This is a genomic window from Bradyrhizobium sp. SSBR45G, from assembly GCF_030159255.1.
In the GTDB taxonomy this organism is placed as follows: Bacteria; Pseudomonadota; Alphaproteobacteria; order Rhizobiales; family Xanthobacteraceae; genus Bradyrhizobium.
Map to the genome: position 1 here is coordinate 1 of NZ_BSCT01000041.1, position 16142 is coordinate 16142.

Sequence of the window (16142 nt, forward strand, 5' to 3'; positions counted from 1 at the left end):
CAGTATATGTTAAAAGCCTCAACCGGACAGCCGTGGGACAAGCCCGGCCATGACGGCGTGGAAACAGACGAGCGCAATACGGAAGACGCCATATGCGAGAGCCCAGCCCCTCTCTATGAAGTTGCTGTCGGAAGCCGGCAGCGACCTCGTGGCCAATGTGCAGTGCCGATCCCGGCTGTCCCTCCTCATGGTGAAGAGCGTCGCCCTTGCGACGCGTCTCGAACCATGAGGCCCCGATGCCGCCTGATCATCGCCGCCTGAAGCCATCGGCCCACTGCCGATGAAAGCGCGCCTGCTGCTCCACCGTGGCGGGCACCACCGTCTCGTCGGCCTGGAAGATGTTGACCATGTCCTTCGTCCGACTCGGCTCGCCGAGACGCATCTTGTAGGCTAGGATCGCCGGTCCCATGTCGCGCTGCATTCCCGACGGATAGACGTTCTCGCTCGCACCGAAGCAGCACAGCAGCGCGCCGCGCTTTTCCAACTCCAGCCTGAGTTCGATCAAGGCTTCGAAGAAGTCGACGTCGGACTGCGCCGTCTCGACCTCGCTGCCCTGAACAAGCGAGATGCAGTAGACCTCCCGTCCCTCGGTCATGATTTCGTCCGCCGTCACCATGGCGCGCACCCGCGAGCCATCCGCGAGCAGCATGTCGATCTGTCCTTCGAAATAGCGTTCAGTGCTCATTGCAGCCTCAAGCGACGCGATGCCCAGCGAGAGGCAAGCGCCTCGTCCACATACACTGATTTGCCCGACGGGCGGAATCTACGGTGCGCCGGCACCGACATTGCCTCGTGGACCAACGACGTTGCCGTGCGCCGAAAAGCTGTTTTCGCTAGCAGGTTCAACGACAAGTCCGATTTCAAGACCTTCCGGGAAAAATAAATCATTTCCGCAAATCAGAATACCTGATCTATGCTCCCCCCGTTCCGGTCCGGATGAGGGGCGTACGCGTCGTCACGAAACGTTGGATCGGCAATGCGGTGGACGTCGGAGCATCGTAAAGCGCTTGCGCGGACGAGCGGTGTTCTGCGGACGGCGAAGTCGCGTGGTCCTGATATCCCGAAGCTGGTATCAAATCGGCCGTTGCCATGCATCGTGCCGATGACGGTGGCCAACAAGCCGGGCACCGGGGAGAGCGCGTATAAGCCCGTAAACCATCGCGCAGGGAAGGCCGGATGCTCCGGTCCGTACCTGTGGTTCTGCCGCGTGCTTTTTTTCTGCACGCGGACCATGGGTGCGATCGGCACCCGGCCTTCCCTGCGCCCTCATCAATTGAGAGGGCGAAACTGCAGCATCACCCGGGCACACTCAGTGCCGCGGCAACGACGCGGTATGCCCAGTTGTTTGACAAGGCTCGATGAGATGAAGCACCGAGGCCTGCGTTCAGCCCGCGAACGCAGCCTGCGCCTCCGGCAGCGCCCAGATCTTTTCGATCGCCGCCGCGCCTGCCGCCGTGATCGCCGCCTCGTCGTCATGCAGATAGCGCCCGTCGTGGATCAGCAGCCGGCCGTCGACCATCACCTGGTCGATGTTGGCGCGGTTGGCGAGCGCGATCAGGCCGCGGCGGGGATCGTGCAACGGCTGGAGATGCGGATGGGTCATGTCGACGATGGTGAGATCGGCGGTCGCGCCCGGCGCGATCACGCCGAGATCGTCGCGCTTGATCATCGCGGCCGCGGTCGAGGTGACCGCGTCGATCAGCTCCGGCGCGCTCGCCGTCTCGGCGCTGCCGAGCGCGATCTTGGAAATCAACGATGCCGCGTTGAGCTCGCCGAGCAGGTCCATGTTGTAGCCGTCCGTGCCGACCGCCGTGCGCACGCCATGCGCGGCGAAGCGGCCGAACGCGGCGGTGACGCCGGCGCGGGCGAACACCCGCGGGCAGTTCAGCACACCGGCGCCGCGCGCTGCCATCAGCGCGAGGTCCGCATCGGTCGAGGCATGGCAATGCGCGGCGAGGAGGTCGGGACCGAGCAGGCCGAGCCAGTCGAGATATTCGGCCGGCGTTCGGCCGCCGTAACGCTGCGCGATGGTCGCGACCTCGCCTGCGCTCTGCGCCATGTGCGTCGTGATGGGAACGTCGAGCTCGCGCGCCCGGCTTGCGGCCGCGCGCAGCAGGTCAGGACCGCAGGTGTCGGTCGCATGCGGGCTCATCGCGAGACGAATGCGGCCATCGCCCTGCCCGTGCCAACGCTGATGCAGCGCGTTCCAGATCGCCATGTCGGCCTCGCCGTCATCGCCGGCATAATGCACGACACCCGAGGCATCCGCCTTGGCATCCGACGTCGAGAACAGATAGGGCGCGCCATAGAAGCGCAAACCCATTTCGCTGGCCGCGTCGAACAGCTCGGGGATCGTGTTGCGGAACGGCTCCATCACCGTGGTCGCACCGCCCTTCAAGAGCTGCAGCACGCCCATGCGGCCGATCGCGAGCCGCTCCTCAGGCGTCAGGATCTCAGCGCCACGCTTGGAGAGCGGCAAGAGCACCGTGTAGACGATGCTCTTGTTGTTGCGGCGGCCGTTGCCGTCCTCGGTCAGGGTGCGCGCGATGGCCTCGCTGAAGATGTGGTTGTGCAGGTTCAAGAGGCCCGGCAGCACGAAGCGGCCGGGACGGTCGAACACCTCGTCGGCCGCCGGCCTGCTCGGCGTGACCGCGGCGATACGACTGCCCTCGACAAGCACCCAGTGATCGCGCAGCACGTCCTGCGCACCGTCCTTGCGCGTCAGCACATAGCTGCCGAAGATCGCGGTCGTGCTCATGCGCCCTTCGCTTCCGCCGCCTCGTGATGCTGATAGTTCGCGGCAATCTCAGCCCCAGTCGTGATCCAGACGTCCTGGCACGACTTGGCATAGGTCAGGAACTCGCGCAGCAGCCGGAAGCGCATCGGCCGCCCGGAGACCTGCGGATGCAGCACGGTGGTGACCATGGCGCCCCAGTCGCGGACCTCGTCGAGCTCGTCCTTCCACATCGAGAGCACGTGCTCCCTTGGGAAGATCGACCGCGGCGAGAAGCGCGCCGACAGGCCGTGCATCCAGTCGTCATAGCTCGCGGTCACCGGGATCTCGATCGTGCCCGGCTTGCCGTCGGCGAGACGGTGGCGATAGGGGCGGACGTCGTCGCGGAACGACGAGGTGTAGACGATGCCCTGGCGCACGAGCGCTACCCGCAGCTCCTCGCAGAACTCGCCGAACGGCGCGCGATAGCCGATGGGCCGGACTCCGAGCCGGCGCTGAAGCGTCTCGAAGCCGCGCTCGATCTCCTCGATGATGAAGGGATCGCCGGGATCGGGCAGCAGATGGTGATAGCCGTGATGGCCGATCTCATGGCCCGCCTTCAGCACGGCTTCCGCCATGGCCGGATGCGCATCGACCGCCCATCCGGTGATGAAGAACGTCGCCTTGAGATCGAGGTCGGCGAGCAGCTCGAGCAGCTTCGGGGTGCCGACGCGGGCCTCGAAGCCACCGAAACTCATCGTCACCAGGCGCGCGGCATGCGCCGGATCCTTCGATGTCCAGGCACTCTCGGCGTCGATGTCGAACGACAGGAACATCGCCGCCTTGTACGGCGCAGGCCAGGGATAGTCCGGCGCCGGCGGCGCCGTGTTGGAGGGAATGAGGGGAATGCCCGCGAGCGCCTTACTGTCCGGCATTGATCAGCACCTTCTCGATTCCGTTGTCGCTGAGCTTCCACTTCGCCAGCAGCGCCGTGTAGCTGCCGTCGGCGACCAGCGCCTCCAGCGCGCCGCGCAGCGCCTCGCGCAGCTCCTCCGCCTTCACCGGCGTTGCCAGCCCCGTATATTGATACGCGATCGGCGTGCCGACCGGAACATAGGTGTTCGGCTCGAGGTCCATGATGTAGGGCAAGGTCTCGTTGCCCTGCACGGCGGCGTCGATGCGGCCCTGCTTGAGCTGCGTGCGCGCATCGGCCGAGCCTTCGGTGCCGACGAACTCGATTCCGCTCGCGCCGCAGTTCTTCTCGCTCCAGGCGGCGATGTCCTTCGGGAACATCGTGCGCCTGGACGCGCCGACCTTCTTGCCGCACAGCGCCGCCGGCTCCTTGAACTCGGCCGCGCGCGAGGCCTGCACGAAGAAGCGCGGGCCGCTGCGCAGATAGTCGATGAAGGTCGCAGTCTCCTGCCGGCTCTTGTAGTCGGTCATGCCGGTGAGGATGATGTCGAAGCGCTGCGTGGCAAGGCCGGGCATCAGCTGGTCGAAGCTGGTCTCCTGCCACACGGCCTTGACGCCCAGCTTCTTGGCCAGCGCCTCGCCGAGTTCGACGTCGAAGCCGGTCAGCGTGGCGGTGGCCGGATCCTTGAACTCCATCGGCGGATAGTTCGGCACGACGGCGATACGCAACCCGTTCTGCTTGATATCGGCCGGCGGCTCGGCGGCGGCTGCCCCGCCCACCATGGCCGTGCTCACGACGGCGGCTAACATGATTGACTTGAAGTCCATGATCTCACCCCACTTCAGCTGCCAGAAATGCTTTCGTCCTCGCCTCGCGCGGCGCACGCAGCACCTCGCCGGCCGGACCGCTCTCCACGATGACGCCCTGGTCCATATAGACCACGCGGTCGGCGACTTCGCGCGCGAAGCCGAGCTCATGCGTGACCACCAGCATCGTCATGCCGGATGTCGCGAGCTCTCTCATGACGCCGAGCACCTCGCCGACCAGCTCCGGATCGAGCGCCGAGGTCGGCTCGTCGAACAGCACGAGCTTCGGCTTCATGGCGAGCGCGCGTGCAATGGCGACGCGCTGTTGCTGGCCGCCGGACAATTGCGACGGATAGGAGCCGGCCTTGTCGGCAAGGCCAACGCGGCGCAGGAGCGCCATGGCCTCGTCCTTCGCCTCGGCAACGGCACGCCTCTGCACCTGCACCGGGCCCTCGATGACGTTCTCCAGCGCCGTCATGTGCGGAAACAGGTTGAAGCGCTGGAACACCATGCCGCAGGCGAGCCGCTGCCGCGCGATCTCGCGCTCGGACAGCCGATGCAGCCGGCCATCCTGCTCGCGAAAGCCGAGCAGCTCGCCATCGAGCCAGATGCCACCGCTGTCGGCGCTGGTGAGCTGGTTGACGCAGCGGAGCAACGTGGTCTTGCCGGAGCCGGACTGCCCGATCAGGCAGACCACCTCGCCTTCGAACACGTCGAGCGAGACCTGCTTCAGCGCCTGGAATTCGCCAAAACGCTTGCTGACTTGGCGGATCGCGACCAGCGGCCTCATCAGCGGCCCCGCGCGATGCCGCGGGCAAAGCGGCGTTCGAGCAGCATCTGCAGCGGCGTCAGGATTGACACCACAAGTAGATACCAGAGTCCGGCGACGATCAGCAGCTCGATGACACGGGAGTTGGCGTAGTAGATGTTCTCGGCGGAGTGCAGCACCTCCGGATACTGGATCACGCTGGCGAGCGAGGTGGCCTTGACCAGGCCGATGAACTCGTTGCCGAGCGGCGGGATCACCACCCGCATCGCCTGCGGCAGGATGATCCGGCGCAGCGCCTGCAGCCTGTTCATGCCGATCGCCTGCGCCGCCTCGTATTGGCCGATGTCGACCGACAGCAGCCCGGCACGCATCACCTCCGAGGTGTACGCACCCTGGTTGATGCCGAGGCCGAGCAGCGCCGCCAGGAACGGCGTCATCACGTCGACGGCGCGCGCGCTCCACAGGCCGGGGATGCCGATGGTCGGGAACACCAGCGCCAGGTTGAACCACAGCAGCAGCTGCAGGATCAGCGGCGTGCCGCGGAACAGCCACGTGTACCCGCCTGCGACCGACCGCAGCACCGGATTGGGCGACAGCCGCATGATCGCGACGACGACGCCGAGCGCGATGCCCAAGGCCATCGCCGCCGCCGCCATGATCATGGTGTTGACGATGCCGCGCAGGATCACTGGCGCGGTGATGAAGCGCTCGACGAACACCCACTCGATCTGGCCGCGCGCGAAGGCGCGGCCGATCGCGAGGAGAATGACGACGATGATCGCAGCCGTCAGCCAGCGGCCCCAATACGCCTCGCGCGCAATCTTATGCCCGGAGAGATCCGGGAAGCCGTCGGCCAGTGTCTCGCTGCGGCTCATCGCGGCTCCGCTAATCGATCGCGACCGGCTCGACGACGCCGGCGCGCTCGGTGATGACCCTGTACTGATCGGGCCGGCGGTGTGCGGCGAAGTTGAACATCTTATCCTTGCCCTGGCGACACAGATCGAGATCGATGTCGGCAACGATGACTTCATCCGCGAGCGTCGTCGCCTGCGCGACGATGACGCCATTGGGATCGACGATGCAGGAGCCGCCGATCAGCCCGCTGCCATCCTCGTCGCCCGCCTTGGCCACCGCGATCGCCCAGGTCGCGTTCATGTAGGCATTGGCCTGCGCGACCAAGGTGGAGTGAAAGGTGCGCAGCGACGCATCCTCGGTGGTGCCGCCGTTCGGATCATAGGCCGCGGAGTTGTAGCCGACGCAGACCAGCTCGACGCCCTGCATCCCGAGCACCCGCCAGGATTCCGGCCAGCGGCGGTCGTTGCAGATCATCATGCCCATGATGGCGCCGCCCCAGTCACCGCCAGCGCGCACCGCGGGAAAGCCGAGATCACCGTAACCGAAATAGCGCTTCTCCAGCTGCTGGTACTTGGCGCCCTCGCGCGGCTCGACCGAGCCCGGGAGATGAACCTTGCGGTACTTGCTGATGATCTCACCATCGGGATCGACCAGGATCGAGCTGTTGAAGCGCCGCCCGTCCGGCGTCAGCTCGGCATAGCCGACATAGAAACCGACCCTCAGCGTGCGCGCGCGATCGAACAGCGCGGCGACGGACGGGTTCGGCATCGACCGCTCGAAATAGCTGTCGAGCGCGTCGCCCTCGAGAACCCAGCGTGGAAAGAAGGTCGTGAAGGCGAGCTCGGGAAACACCACCAGCTTGGCGCCCTGGCGAGCGGCCTGCTCCAGGAGTTCTATCAGGCGGGACAGCGTGTGCGCCCGACTGTCGGCGCGCTGGGTCGGTCCCATCTGGGCGGCGGCGGCGCGGAATTGACGGCTCAACATTGCCTCCGATCTGTGCGCCATGCCGAATGATCAGGCGAAACTCGCCTGGATGCGCGCACCGAAACAAGGGCTCATTAGGCGAAAGCGGCGCGGGAATTGCAATCTGCCGATGCCGGCCTGCGCTATGATATTTTGGCCGAGACCATCACCCGGGCTTATAGGGCGTTCACATGAACCTGCGCCAGCTGGAGATCCTGCGGGCCGTCATCCGCCATCACACCACCGTCGCCGCGGCCGAGGAACTGGCGCTGTCGCAGCCGGCGATCAGCAACGCGCTGAAGGCGATGGAGGCGCAGGCCGGCTTCACGCTGTTCGAGCGCGTCAACAACCGGCTGTTTCCGACACCGGAGGCGATGACGCTGTACGAGGAGAGCGAGGCGATCTTCACCCTGCATGCGCGCCTGGAAAATCGCGTGCGCGACCTGCGCGAGCAGAAGACCGGCCATCTGTCGATCGTCGCCACGCCGCCGCTCGCCTACAGCATCATTCCGCCGACCTTGTCGGGCTTCCTGCGACGGCGGCCGCAGACGCGGATGTTCTTCGACGTCCGGCGCTATGAGGGCGTCATCGAGGGCGTGCTCGGCAATGTTGCCGAGCTCGGCTTCGCGCTCGGCCTGTCCGATCATCCCGGCATCGCCCATGAGGTCGTGCACACCGGCGAGATGGTGTGTGTGATGCCGCCGCAGCATCCGCTGGCGGACCGCGAGGTGATTTCGGCGCGGGATCTCGCCGGTTTCCCGCTGATCGGGCTGGAGCGCGGCACGCGGCTCGGCGAGGCCGTGCGCGACAGCTTTCGCGAGGCCGATGCGGATTTCCAGCCGACCGTCGAGGTCCGCTATTGCAACACGGCCTGCGTGCTCGCCGCCACCGGCGTCGGCGTCGCTGTGGTCGATCCGTTCTCACCGCGCCAGGGCGGCCACGATCTCGTGGTCCGCCCGTTCACGCCGAGCACGACGGTCTCCGCCTATGTGCTGTGGTCGGAAGCACGGCCGCTATCGAATCTGGCGAAGACGTTTCGCGGCGAGTTGCGGAATGCGAGCCGGAGTCTCGTTAGCAGCGATTGCCCCTTGTAGCGCCGATCACGCCCGGGCCAGCTCGATATCATGCGTCTGCTTCGTCTCCGCGTCGTACACCTTGATCTGCAGCATCGGGAAGCGTCGCTTGAGATCATGCGCACCGTTATGCGCACCCTCCTTGGTCTTGAACTCGGTCTTGATCTGACCATCGACCACGACGGCGTAGCCGGTCAGCGGCAGGTCGTTGCCGGATTTGTCTTGAGCAGGCTTGTTGTGAACAGACTTCTCTTGGGCAGACTTGAGCATTGCGAGCCGACGTCGATTCGTGAGTTGAGGGAGCGCCGAGTGCGTGATCTCTCCGCCTCGAACGACTCCGATGTAAGGTGAGTCTGTCGCGCGGAGCAAGCGAAGACGCGTTCTGCACAAGCGGAGCGATAACGGTTCAACCGGGCAGCGTGCCAATGCCGCACGATCACTCGAGGGTGTCGCACCGAATCACGCCTGCTAAACAACATGGCCGCATGCGCGAATTGCCCGTCGTGCCCGTCGGTCGAAAACAAACCACTGCGGGCGGCGAGTTCCGGCCTTTCCTGCGCCCCTCGTTTTCGAACAAGGGGCACGTCTTGCAAGCCTCGGGCGCGAGCGCGCAGCAACAGGCCGTCCTGGTGTTTTCGCAGGTGAAGCTGGTGATCACGGGCCGCACGATCTGCGTGCGATGCCATCGCGCCGCCAGCGCAAGGGGCCGGGTAAGATCGGTTCCGCTGGTATCCCTTGCGGCGGCGACACGCGCCGACGCGGGCGATTGACCCGTTGTTTACCTCTCAGGCGCGCATAATGGCGTGACGTTGATGCAGATCAACATCGTCGAGGCGGGGGCGCCACCTATTCGACCAACGTCCAAGCGAATCACGCGTTTCTGTTGCCTCGTTCGGCGTCCCGCGAACGGTCCTGTGCATTGTCATGGAGAATCATATGAGCGAGATCGGCGTGACGGCCCTGGATCACACCGTCCAGGAAACCAACATCTGGCTGAAGGCGATCGAGCAGAGGCTGGCGCTGGCAAGCCGGCAGCAGGCCTACAACGCGCTGCGCGCCGTCCTGCATGTGCTGCGTGACCGCGTGCCGCTGGCCACCGCAGTGAACCTGGGCGCCCAGCTGCCGATGCTCATCCGCGGCATCTACTACGAAGGCTGGCATCACGCGGCGACGCCGACCAAGGACCGCCATCTCGAAGAATTCGTCGACGACATCTTCCGCCAGCTGCCGCCGCAATTCCCGGTCGATCCGCTCAGGGCGGCGCGCGGCATCTTCGAAATCCTCTGGGAGAAGCTCGACCCCGGCGAGTTCGACAAGCTGATGGGCCATCTGCCGGTGCCATTGCGGAATCTGCGCGAGCCGGCGACGTGAGCGGCTGACGTCCGGAGCACTGCGGCAGGCCCATCGGTGGGACACGGGGCCCAATCGCGATCGCGCTCCGTCGCGATTGCGGGCCCTGCCGTCACCGGGCCGCCGCAGGCTTTGGAACCTTCGCCATCCCCGAACGTCACCTTGTCGGGAGATGCCTCATGGACGAGAACCGATTTGCCGAACTGCTCGGCGCCGCTGCCATCAGCGTCTGGGGCGACATGCCGCGCGATATCCAGGAAGCGTTGTTCGAGACCGCAGTCCGCGAGCACGACGATCTGCGCCACAGCCTTGCGAAATTGTTGCATGACCGTCACCCGCGCACGCAGCACCCGCCACGCCCGGCTTGAGACCGTCCAATAGCAACGATCGTCGGCCCTAGCTGCGGCCGAAGCGCCTCGCCTAAGCAATTGGGACGGACGAGCAGCGCCATCTCCGGCGCCCGCGCAATCCGGAGCGACTGTTCCGAAATATGAGACGTCCCCGGCCGCCGCCATCACGTTGCGCCGCCGAAAGCACCGCACTGCATTCAATCGCGGCATCATCTGCCCAACGGATGACGCGCGCGCCCCGCGACTTGGCACGGGCCGCATGGCTGCTCCCGCCGGGGATCGCTAGGCGCGGTGGAACTTAGCTGATAACCATAGCGGCTTCCTATCGGCAGCAGAGGACAAGGACCGGAGATGGATAACCGCAGCGAGATCTGGCGCGGCGTCGACGCGATCAAGACCCGTTTCATCGAGCTCAGCAACCGGGTGTGGGGCATGCCCGAGGTCTGCTACACCGAGGCCCGCTCATCTGCCGAACATCTCGCCGAGCTGAAGCATCAGGGTTTTCGAATCACCGAAAAAGTTGCCGGTATCCCCACCGCGCTGATGGGCGAGTGGGGCGACGGCGGTCCGGTGATCGCGTTCATGGGCGAATACGACGCGCTGCCCGGCCTCAGCCAGGAAGCCGGCGTCGCCGAGCACCGTCCCATCGAGACCGGAGGCCATGGCCACGGCTGCGGTCACAATCTCCTGGGCTCGGCTGCATTGCTCGCCGCCACCGCCGTGAAAGACTGGCTCGCGGCCAACAAGGTGCCGGGGCGCGTGCGCTACTACGGCTGCCCGGCCGAAGAGGGCGGCGCGGCGAAGGCCTTCATGGTCCGCTCCGGCGCATTCGAGGATGCCGACATCGCCATCACCTGGCACCCGTCGAGCTTCTGGGAAGTGGTGATGACGCCGTCGCTCGCCAACACCCGCGCCGACTTCATCTTCACCGGCCGCACGTCGCACGCCGCGGCCTCGCCGCATCTCGGCCGCAGCGCGCTCGACGCCGTCGAGCTGATGAATGTCGGCGTCAACTACATGCGCGAGCACATGCCGAGCGATGCCCGCGTGCACTACGCGCTGCTCGACACCGGCGGCATCGCGCCCAACGTCGTTCAGGCGCATGCGCGCGTACGCTACTCGATCCGCGCCCGCGACCTGCCCGGCATGAACGAACTGGTCGGGCGCGTGCACAAGATCGCGCAAGGTGCCGCGATGATGACCGAGACCAAGGTCGAGATGAAGATCATCTCCGCGGTCTCGAACATTCTCCCCAACACACCGCTCGAAGAGGCGCTGTACGGCATCATGGAAGAGCTCGGACCGCCGCATTTCGACGAGACCGACAAGAGCTTCGCCGGTCAGATCCAGGGGACTCTGACCGACAAGGACATCGAATCCGTCTACTACAGCATCGGCATGGAGCCGACGAGCAAGCCGCTTGCCGACTTCCTGGTGCCGCTCGACGCCAAGCGCAATCCGCAGATCGGCTCGACCGATGTGGGCGACGTCAGCTGGGTGGTGCCGACCGTGCAGGTCCATGCACCGACGGTGGCGATCGGAACGCCGTTCCACACCTGGCAGGTGGTCGCCCAGGGCAAGTCCCCGGGTGCGCACAAGGCCATGGTTCAGGCCGCCAAGGCGATGGCCGGTCTCGGCATCAAGGCGCTCAACGAGCCGGAACTGATCGCGGCCGCAAAGGCGGACCTGAAGAAGCGGACGTCGCGCACGCCCTATGTCAGCCCGCTGCCTGACGATGTCGAGCCGCCGCTGCTGATGTCGGTGGCCTGAGAACGACGAACGGGGGAATCAGATCGTGGCGAAGACAACAGCGAAGCGGCCGCCTGCAAAGGCGGCCAAGCCGAAGACGACACGTGCGGCCGCGAGCAAGGCGGGCAAGAAGAAGGCGGCGGCGAACGCCGGCGCAAAGTCCAAGACCCGGCCAAAAGCCGCGGCCCCCAAGCCGCGGCTGCCGAAGGGGCCGGTCTGGCAGTGGTCCGCGGTCGACACGGCGGTCGCGATCCGCTCCGGCGCGATCTCATCGGTCGAGGTGACGCAAGCGCATATCGCGCGCATGCATCAGGTCAATCCGAAGCTCAACGCCGTCGTCGTCGATCTCTCCGAGGACGCCCTGAAGGCGGCGCGCGCGGCCGACAAGGCGCGCGACAAGAGCGGCCTGCTGCATGGCGTGCCCGTGACGATCAAGGAGAATGTCGACTACGAGGGACGGCCGAATCCCAACGGCGTTCCGGCGCAGATGGGCATCATCGCGCCGTCGGACGCGCCCGTCGTGCGCAACCTCAGGAAGGCCGGCGCGATCGTGCTCGGCCTCACCAACACGCCGGAATTCTCGTTCCGCGGCTTCACCGACAACCCGCTGCACGGACTGACGTTGAATCCTTGGGATCCGGAGATCACCTGCGGCGGCTCGTCGGGCGGCGCCGGCAGCGCCGTTGCAGCAGGTATCGGCACCATCGCGCACGGCAACGACATCGGCGGTTCGCTGCGCTGGCCGGCGCATTGCAACGGCATCGTGACGATCAAGCCGACGCAGGGTCGCATCCCGGCCTATAATGAAAGCGCCGCGACCGAGCGGCCGATGCTGGCGCATCTGATGTCGTCGCAGGGCCCGCTGGCGCGCAGCGTCGCCGATGTGAGGCTGGCGCTCGACGTGATGAGCCGGCGCGATCCGCGCGATCCCTGGTGGGTGCCGGCCCCGCTCGAAGGCGAGAAACCGAGGCGGCCGATCAAGGTTGCGCTCGCCAAAATCCCGGATGACATGGAGGTCGATCCCGCCGTGAACGCGGCACTTCGGCAGGCAGCCGATCATCTGGAGCGCTCGGGCTACCGGGTCAGCGAAGTCGAGGTCCCCGACATCTCCGGCGTTTGGCAGACCTGGTGCGATGTCATCACCACGGAAGTCGTCGTGATGCAGGAGGCCAAGATGCTGGCCGTCACCTCCGAGGACTTCCACAAGGCCTGGGGCGGCATGCGGGCGAAGGCCGAGATCCTTGATCTCGCCGGCTGGATGAACGCGACGGCGCAGCGTTCGACGCATATCCGCGCCTGGCAGCTGTTCTTCGAGGAGTACCCGGTGGTGCTGGCGCCGACCACGGTCAAGCCGACGCCGGGTCCGCGCGACGATGCGGTGAGCGCCGAGCGCGTGCGCGAGATCTTCTTCAACGAGATCCGCTTCATCTCGGCGATCAACGTGCTCGGCCTGCCCGGCGCCGTCGTGCCGGTCGCGGTTCACAATGGGCAGCCGATCGGCGTGCAGCTGATCGCCGGCCGCTACCGCGAGGACCTCGCGCTCGATGCCGCCGCAGCGATCGAGAAGCGCGCGGGAATGCTGGTACGGCAGCTCTGGGAACGGATGGCCTAGTCTCACGACGGCCCGAGGATCAAGCGCCTCGGGCCGTCGCGTTTGCGACACCGCGCCGCATCGATTGTCCAAAGTCGAACATTCACACGCATCGCGCTGGCACGAAGCGGCCATCGTGTTGACGGGAACGGGCCGAGCTGTCTATTCTGATATATACGAATGGATATAGCATGACCTCGGCCCTGGCCGATGCGACGGAATAGGACTTGCAATTCACCGATCCGAGCCCCCTCGAGGTGGATATGAACAAGGACAATGTGATGAGATCGATGCGCTTCGCCACCGCCGCTCTGTGCGCGGCCGTTGCCCTATTGAGCGTCGCGAATGCGTTCGCAGCCAGCGCCAACGTCGCCGTCGCCGCCAATTTCACTGAGCCGGCGAAGGAGATCGCGAGCCTGTTCAAGGCCAAGACCGGACACGAAGTGGTGCTGAGCTTCGGCTCGTCCGGGCAGTTCTACACCCAGATCAAGGAGAACGCGCCCTTCGCGATCCTGCTCTCCGCTGACGACGAGCGGCCGAAGAAGCTGGTCGACGACGGACTCGGCGTCGCCGACAGCCGCTTCACCTATGCGATCGGCAAGCTCGTGCTGTGGAGCAAGGATCCAAGCATGGTCAAGGGTGAGGAGACCCTGAAGGCGAATGCGTTCAACAAGCTGTCGATCGCCAATCCGACCGCCGCCCCCTATGGCGCCGCCGCGATCGAAGCACTCAAGGCGCTGAAGCTCTATGAGGCGATCCAGCCCAAGATCGTCCAGGGCAACACCATCTCGCAGGCGTTCCAGTTCGTCGACACCGGCAATGCCGAGGTGGGCTTCGTGGCGCTGTCGCAGCTGATGCCGAATGCGGGCGGCTCGCGCTGGCTGGTGCCGCAGAGTCTCTATACGGAGATCCGTCAGGATGCCGTGCTGCTGAAGGCGTCCGCCAGCAACGAGGCGGCCATCGCGTTCCTGACCTTCCTCAAGAGCCCGGAAGCCCGTGCCGTCATCGAGAAGTTCGGCTATGCTCTGGATCCCAAGTCGGGCACCTGAGCTCTCGCATCGATGAAGCGCCAAGGATGAACCTCCACGTCTCGGCCGACATCTGGCAACCGGTCCGGCTGACCCTCGAACTCGCGGCGCTCACGACCGTCATCCTGATGATCGTGGGCACGCCGATCGCGTGGTGGCTGGCGCGGTCACGGGCGTGGTGGAAGGAGGCCGTCGCGGCGCTGGTGGCGATCCCGCTGGTGCTGCCACCGACCGTGCTCGGGTTCTATCTGCTGGTGGCACTCGGCCCCAGCGGCCCCGGCGGGGCGCTGGCCTCGCTGTGGGGCGCGCGCACGCTGGCCTTCACATTCCCCGGCCTCGTGATCGGCTCGGTGCTGTTCTCGATGCCGTTCGTGGTGCAGCCGATCCGCAATGCGTTCGAGGCGATGGGCGAGAAGCCGATGGAGGCAGCGGCCACCCTGCGGGCCTCGCCGTGGCGCGCGTTCTGGACCATCGCCGTGCCGCTGGCGAGCCCGGGTTTCCTCACCGGCGCGATCCTCGGCTTCGCCCACACGGTGGGCGAGTTCGGCGTCGTGCTGATGATCGGCGGCAACATTCCCGGCAAGACCAAGGTGCTGTCGGTTGCGATCTACGACTATGTCGAGACCTCGCAATGGACCGAAGCCTCCGTGCTCGCGCTCGGCATGGTCGTGTTCTCGTTCTCGGTCATTCTCACGATGATGCTGATCGAGAAGAAGATGACGAAAAGCGCGTCATGAGCAGCGTCAAGGTCGATTTCCGCGGCACGCTCGGACGCTTCGAGCTGAATGCGCGCTTTGAAGTGCCGGCGCGCGGGGTGACCGCGATCTTCGGCCCATCCGGCTGCGGCAAGACCGCCGTCATGCGCTGCATTGCCGGGCTGAACCGCCTGGACGGGCTGTGCTCCGTCGCCGGCGACGTCTGGCAGGACGACAAGACCTTCCGCCCCGTGCACCAGCGCCCGATCGGCTACGTGTTTCAGGAAGCCAATCTGTTTCCGCACCTCTCGGTCCGCCGCAATCTGATGTACGGCCATCCCGGTCAAAGCAGCGCAGCCGCGATCAGCTTCGATGAGATCGTAGCTCTGCTCGGCATCACCAAGCTGCTCGATCGTTCCCCGCGCCATCTCTCCGGCGGCGAGCGGCAGCGCGTCGCGATCGGCCGCGCCCTGCTCAGCCAGCCAAAGCTCCTGCTGATGGACGAGCCGCTGTCGGCGCTCGACCAGATGACGAAGGACGAGATCCTGCCCTATCTGGAGCGGCTGCATGCCGCGCTCGATCTGCCGATCCTCTACATCAGCCACGACATCGCCGAGGTCGAGCGGCTCGCCGATGAGCTGGTGCTGATGCGCAGCGGCATGGTGCTGGCCTGCGGCCCGCTGTCGGAGCTCCAGGCCGACCTGTCGCTGCCGCTCGCGCTGTCGCGCGATGCCGCCGTCAGCCTCGATGCAACCGTCATGGCGCAGGACGCGGTGGACGGCATGGCGACGCTGGCGGTGCCGGGCGGGCAGTTCCTGCTGCCGGCGGAGCCGCTCGCGTCCGGGACCAAGCGCCGCCTGCGCGTCCTCGCCGATGACGTCAGCCTCGCGCTGGAAACGCCGAGCCGCAGCACCATCGTCAACGTGCTCAGGGCGAAGATCCTGGAGATCCGCAGCCAGTCGGACCACCGCGTCACCGCCCTGCTCGGCCTCGGCGAGGACGGCGAAGGCGCTCGGCTGCTGTCGCGCGTCACCCAGCGCTCGTGGAACGAGCTCGGCCTGCAGGCGGGACTTTCCGTCTACGCCCAGGTCAAGGGCGTCGCGCTGGTCCGCCGCGAAGAGCCCGCCGCCTGATCGGCCCCGACGGCATCCGCAAAATCGGACGATGTTGTATACGCGACAATATAGCGCCTGATGTTATATCTTAAACAATACAGGTTCGGATCGTTCGGAATACGGCCTGCCTTGGATTCCTGAAGGTAATGAAGCAGTTGACCGGCGAACAGCC

At 65.9% G+C, this 16142-nt stretch carries 17 protein-coding genes; 9 read left to right on the forward strand and 8 right to left on the reverse strand.

The annotated features are described in order from the left end of the window. Positions 1-247: 247 nt before the first annotated feature. From QQL87_RS31610 to QQL87_RS31640, 7 genes are all read right to left on the reverse strand, one after another. Positions 248-685: a hypothetical protein gene (locus tag QQL87_RS31610; protein ID WP_284422987.1), complete on the reverse strand. Its 438-nt coding sequence runs from the start codon at positions 683-685 to the stop codon at positions 248-250. Between the two features lie 699 nt (positions 686-1384). Continuing rightward, positions 1385-2758 (reverse strand): amidohydrolase family protein, encoded by a 1374-nt coding sequence (locus tag QQL87_RS31615; protein WP_284422988.1) that lies wholly within the window; start codon positions 2756-2758, stop codon positions 1385-1387. Beyond that, entirely contained in the window at positions 2755-3648 is an 894-nt protein-coding gene (locus QQL87_RS31620) for a polysaccharide deacetylase family protein (RefSeq protein WP_284422989.1), read from the reverse strand. The genes QQL87_RS31615 and QQL87_RS31620 overlap by 4 nt, the downstream gene beginning before the upstream one ends. Then, positions 3635-4453: an ABC transporter substrate-binding protein gene (locus QQL87_RS31625; protein WP_284422990.1), complete on the reverse strand. Its 819-nt coding sequence runs from the start codon at positions 4451-4453 to the stop codon at positions 3635-3637. The genes QQL87_RS31620 and QQL87_RS31625 overlap by 14 nt, the downstream gene beginning before the upstream one ends. A 4-nt stretch (positions 4454-4457) precedes the next feature. Beyond that, the gene (locus tag QQL87_RS31630; RefSeq protein ID WP_284423045.1) at positions 4458-5225 is read right to left on the reverse strand and encodes an amino acid ABC transporter ATP-binding protein; all 768 of its coding nucleotides are present in this window, start codon (positions 5223-5225) and stop codon (positions 4458-4460) included. After that, on the reverse strand, positions 5222-6076 hold the full coding sequence (locus QQL87_RS31635) for an amino acid ABC transporter permease (protein ID WP_284422991.1): 855 nt from the start codon (positions 6074-6076) through the stop codon (positions 5222-5224). Before QQL87_RS31635 ends, QQL87_RS31630 begins: the two co-directional genes overlap by 4 nt. 10 nt (positions 6077-6086) lie before the next feature. Continuing rightward, the gene (locus QQL87_RS31640; RefSeq protein ID WP_284422992.1) at positions 6087-7040 is read right to left on the reverse strand and encodes an N-carbamoyl-D-amino-acid hydrolase; all 954 of its coding nucleotides are present in this window, start codon (positions 7038-7040) and stop codon (positions 6087-6089) included. A gap of 170 nt (positions 7041-7210) precedes the next feature. Between QQL87_RS31640 and QQL87_RS31645 the strand changes: the two genes are divergently transcribed. Further along, positions 7211-8113 carry a LysR family transcriptional regulator gene (locus tag QQL87_RS31645; protein ID WP_284422993.1) on the forward strand — a complete coding sequence of 301 codons (903 nt, stop codon included), beginning with the start codon at positions 7211-7213 and terminating at the stop codon, positions 8111-8113. 6 nt (positions 8114-8119) lie between these two features. On the opposite strand, the gene QQL87_RS31650 is transcribed toward QQL87_RS31645, so the two are convergent. After that, positions 8120-8362 (reverse strand): hypothetical protein, encoded by a 243-nt coding sequence (locus QQL87_RS31650; RefSeq protein WP_284422994.1) that lies wholly within the window; start codon positions 8360-8362, stop codon positions 8120-8122. Between the two features lie 215 nt (positions 8363-8577). Here QQL87_RS31650 and QQL87_RS31655 point away from each other — a divergent pair, with 215 nt between their 5' ends. The 8 genes from QQL87_RS31655 (at position 8578) to modC (ending at position 15988) form a co-directional block, all read left to right on the forward strand. Then, positions 8578-8862: a hypothetical protein gene (locus QQL87_RS31655; protein ID WP_284422995.1), complete on the forward strand. Its 285-nt coding sequence runs from the start codon at positions 8578-8580 to the stop codon at positions 8860-8862. A 166-nt stretch (positions 8863-9028) separates the two neighbouring features. Further along, positions 9029-9463 carry a DUF2267 domain-containing protein gene (locus QQL87_RS31660; RefSeq protein ID WP_284422996.1) on the forward strand — a complete coding sequence of 145 codons (435 nt, stop codon included), beginning with the start codon at positions 9029-9031 and terminating at the stop codon, positions 9461-9463. A gap of 158 nt (positions 9464-9621) precedes the next feature. After that, positions 9622-9810: a hypothetical protein gene (locus QQL87_RS31665; RefSeq protein ID WP_284422997.1), complete on the forward strand. Its 189-nt coding sequence runs from the start codon at positions 9622-9624 to the stop codon at positions 9808-9810. Between the two features lie 333 nt (positions 9811-10143). Then, positions 10144-11562 carry a M20 family metallopeptidase gene (locus QQL87_RS31670; protein ID WP_284422998.1) on the forward strand — a complete coding sequence of 473 codons (1419 nt, stop codon included), beginning with the start codon at positions 10144-10146 and terminating at the stop codon, positions 11560-11562. 25 nt (positions 11563-11587) lie between these two features. Next, positions 11588-13153: an amidase family protein gene (locus QQL87_RS31675; protein ID WP_284422999.1), complete on the forward strand. Its 1566-nt coding sequence runs from the start codon at positions 11588-11590 to the stop codon at positions 13151-13153. A 260-nt stretch (positions 13154-13413) separates the two neighbouring features. Next, positions 13414-14181, forward strand: a complete 768-nt coding sequence (modA, locus tag QQL87_RS31680) for a molybdate ABC transporter substrate-binding protein (protein WP_284423000.1) — start codon at positions 13414-13416, stop codon at positions 14179-14181. 26 nt (positions 14182-14207) lie between these two features. Then, on the forward strand, positions 14208-14897 hold the full coding sequence (gene modB / locus QQL87_RS31685; protein ID WP_284423001.1) for a molybdate ABC transporter permease subunit: 690 nt from the start codon (positions 14208-14210) through the stop codon (positions 14895-14897). After that, positions 14894-15988: a molybdenum ABC transporter ATP-binding protein gene (gene modC / locus QQL87_RS31690; RefSeq protein ID WP_284423002.1), complete on the forward strand. Its 1095-nt coding sequence runs from the start codon at positions 14894-14896 to the stop codon at positions 15986-15988. The genes modB and modC overlap by 4 nt, the downstream gene beginning before the upstream one ends. The last annotated feature ends 154 nt before the right edge of the window (positions 15989-16142 follow it).

Excerpts from the sequence above, each read along its gene's own strand:
- QQL87_RS31610 (WP_284422987.1), bottom strand. The coding sequence starts at position 685 with ATGAGCACTGAACGCTATTTCGAAGGACAGATCGACATGCTGCTCGCG.
- QQL87_RS31615 (WP_284422988.1), bottom strand. The coding sequence starts at position 2,758 with ATGAGCACGACCGCGATCTTCGGCAGCTATGTGCTGACGCGCAAGGAC.
- QQL87_RS31620 (WP_284422989.1), bottom strand. The coding sequence starts at position 3,648 with ATGCCGGACAGTAAGGCGCTCGCGGGCATTCCCCTCATTCCCTCCAAC.
- QQL87_RS31625 (WP_284422990.1), bottom strand. The coding sequence starts at position 4,453 with ATGGACTTCAAGTCAATCATGTTAGCCGCCGTCGTGAGCACGGCCATG.
- QQL87_RS31635 (WP_284422991.1), bottom strand. The coding sequence starts at position 6,076 with ATGAGCCGCAGCGAGACACTGGCCGACGGCTTCCCGGATCTCTCCGGG.
- QQL87_RS31640 (WP_284422992.1), bottom strand. The coding sequence starts at position 7,040 with ATGTTGAGCCGTCAATTCCGCGCCGCCGCCGCCCAGATGGGACCGACC.
- QQL87_RS31645 (WP_284422993.1), top strand. The coding sequence starts at position 7,211 with ATGAACCTGCGCCAGCTGGAGATCCTGCGGGCCGTCATCCGCCATCAC.
- QQL87_RS31650 (WP_284422994.1), bottom strand. The coding sequence starts at position 8,362 with ATGCTCAAGTCTGCCCAAGAGAAGTCTGTTCACAACAAGCCTGCTCAA.
- QQL87_RS31655 (WP_284422995.1), top strand. The coding sequence starts at position 8,578 with ATGCGCGAATTGCCCGTCGTGCCCGTCGGTCGAAAACAAACCACTGCG.
- QQL87_RS31660 (WP_284422996.1), top strand. The coding sequence starts at position 9,029 with ATGAGCGAGATCGGCGTGACGGCCCTGGATCACACCGTCCAGGAAACC.
- QQL87_RS31665 (WP_284422997.1), top strand. The coding sequence starts at position 9,622 with ATGGACGAGAACCGATTTGCCGAACTGCTCGGCGCCGCTGCCATCAGC.
- QQL87_RS31670 (WP_284422998.1), top strand. The coding sequence starts at position 10,144 with ATGGATAACCGCAGCGAGATCTGGCGCGGCGTCGACGCGATCAAGACC.
- modA (WP_284423000.1), top strand. The coding sequence starts at position 13,414 with ATGAGATCGATGCGCTTCGCCACCGCCGCTCTGTGCGCGGCCGTTGCC.
- modB (WP_284423001.1), top strand. The coding sequence starts at position 14,208 with ATGAACCTCCACGTCTCGGCCGACATCTGGCAACCGGTCCGGCTGACC.
- modC (WP_284423002.1), top strand. The coding sequence starts at position 14,894 with ATGAGCAGCGTCAAGGTCGATTTCCGCGGCACGCTCGGACGCTTCGAG.